The organism is Sporosarcina ureae (assembly GCF_002109325.1).
Lineage (GTDB): Bacteria > Bacillota > Bacilli > Bacillales_A > Planococcaceae > Sporosarcina > Sporosarcina ureae_C.
In genome coordinates, this window is the sequence record NZ_CP015348.1 from 2,040,001 (window position 1) to 2,042,500 (window position 2,500).

Here is a 2,500-nt window from a genome sequence, read left to right on the forward strand (position 1 = left end):
GCACTCTAATGTGACTGCCGGTGACAAACCGGAGGAAGGTGGGGATGACGTCAAATCATCATGCCCCTTATGACCTGGGCTACACACGTGCTACAATGGACGATACAGAGGGCTGCAAACCCGCGAGGGGGAGCCAATCCCACAAAATCGTTCCCAGTTCGGATTGCAGGCTGCAACTCGCCTGCATGAAGCCGGAATCGCTAGTAATCGTGGATCAGCATGCCACGGTGAATACGTTCCCGGGTCTTGTACACACCGCCCGTCACACCACGAGAGTTTGTAACACCCGAAGTCGGTGGGGTAACCCTTAGGGGAGCTAGCCGCCGAAGGTGGGACAGATGATTGGGGTGAAGTCGTAACAAGGTAGCCGTATCGGAAGGTGCGGCTGGATCACCTCCTTTCTAAGGATTATGTTTTCTTGCCTGAAATACGGAAGAAACATTCGGAAGATAGATCTTCGATCTATCACGTTAACGTTTTGCGTTCAGTTTTGAAGGCTCATGTAGTTGAGTGTTCAAAACTTTTTTCTTGTTCATTGAAAACTGGATAAAACGACATTGAAAGTAATCAAGTAATCAACCGAATCGTATTTATACGATTCAAGCAATCTTTTTAACCTTTGGATTCCTATCGCTAGGATGAAATTGGACCTTTTATAGGTTAAGTTAGAAAGGGCGCACGGCGGATGCCTTGGCACTAGGAGCCGATGAAGGACGGCACTAACACCGATATGCTTCGGGGAGCTGTAAGTGAGCTTTGATCCGAAGATTTCCGAATGGGGAAACCCACTGTCCGTAATGGGACAGTACGTGTATGTGAATACATAGCATACTCGTGGCACACCCGGAGAACTGAAACATCTAAGTACCCGGAGGAAGAGAAAGAAACATCGATTCCCTTAGTAGCGGCGAGCGAAACGGGAAGAGCCCAAACCAAGAAGCTTGCTTCTTGGGGTTGTAGGACACTCTATACGGAGTTACAAAGGAATGTGTTAGATGAAGCGACCTGGAAAGGTCCGCAAAACAGGGTAAAAGCCCCGTAGTCGAAAGCACATTCTCTCCAGAGTGGATCCTGAGTACGGCGGAACACGTGAAATTCCGTCGGAATCCGGGAGGACCATCTCCCAAGGCTAAATACTCCCTAGTGACCGATAGTGAACCAGTACCGTGAGGGAAAGGTGAAAAGCACCCCGGAAGGGGAGTGAAATAGATCCTGAAACCGTGCGCTTACAAATTGTCAGAGCCCGTTAATGGGTGATGGCGTGCCTTTTGTAGAATGAACCGGCGAGTTACGATTCCATGCAAGGTTAAGCTGAGAAGGCGGAGCCGCAGCGAAAGCGAGTCTGAATAGGGCGAATAAGTATGGGGTCGTAGACCCGAAACCAGGTGATCTACCCATGTCCAGGGTGAAGGTCAGGTAACACTGACTGGAGGCCCGAACCCACGTATGTTGAAAAATGCGGGGATGAGGTGTGGGTAGCGGTGAAATTCCAATCGAACCTGGAGATAGCTGGTTCTCTCCGAAATAGCTTTAGGGCTAGCCTCAAACGAAAGAATCTCGGAGGTAGAGCACTGTTTGGACGAGGGGCCCATCCCGGGTTACCGAATTCAGACAAACTCCGAATGCCGATGATTTATGTTTGGGAGTCAGACAGTGGGTGATAAGATCCATTGTCGAGAGGGAAACAGCCCAGACCACCAGCTAAGGTCCCCAAGTATCTGTTAAGTGGAAAAGGATGTGGCGTTGCCCAGACAACCAGGATGTTGGCTTAGAAGCAGCCATCATTTAAAGAGTGCGTAATAGCTCACTGGTCGAGTGGCGCTGCGCCGAAAATGTACCGGGGCTAAACAGATCACCGAAGCTGTGGATTGACCTTAGGGTCAATGGTAGGAGAGCGTTCCAAGGGCGTTGAAGCTAGACCGGAAGGACTGGTGGAGCGCTTGGAAGTGAGAATGCCGGTATGAGTAGCGAAAGAAGGGTGAGAATCCCTTCCACCGAATGCCCAAGGTTTCCTGAGGAAGGCTCGTCCGCTCAGGGTTAGTCAGGACCTAAGTCGAGGCCGATAGGCGTAGACGATGGACAACAGGTTGATATTCCTGTACCACCTCCCCGCCGTTTGAGTAATGGGGGGACGCAGTAGGATAGGGTGAGCACACAGTTGGTTGTGTGTCTAAGCAGTGAGGTGGAGAACGAGGCAAATCCCGTTCTCATATAACACTAGGCTGTGATGGCGAGGAGATTTATCTCCAGAGTCCCTGATTTCACACTGCCAAGAAAAGCCTCTAGCGAGGCGGGAGGTGCCTGTACCGCAAACCGACACAGGTAGGCGAGGAGAGAATCCTAAGGTGATCGAGAGAACTCTCGTTAAGGAACTCGGCAAAATGACCCCGTAACTTCGGGAGAAGGGGTGCTCTGGTAGGGTGAATAGCCCGAGAGAGCCGCAGTGAATAGGCCCAGGCGACTGTTTAGCAAAAACACAGGTCTCTGCAAAATCGTAAGA

Annotated in this window: 2 rRNA genes (both running past the window's edge); both read left to right on the forward strand. The window is 50.8% G+C overall.

The features are described 5' to 3' along the window. Positions 1-401: ribosomal RNA gene (locus SporoP32a_RS10140) — 16S ribosomal RNA — on the forward strand; it begins 1,151 nt to the left of the window's first position. Between the two features lie 257 nt (positions 402-658). After that, a 23S ribosomal RNA gene (locus SporoP32a_RS10145) occupies positions 659-2,500 on the forward strand (it continues 1,087 nt past the right edge of the window). The 16S and 23S rRNA genes sit together here, the layout of an rRNA operon.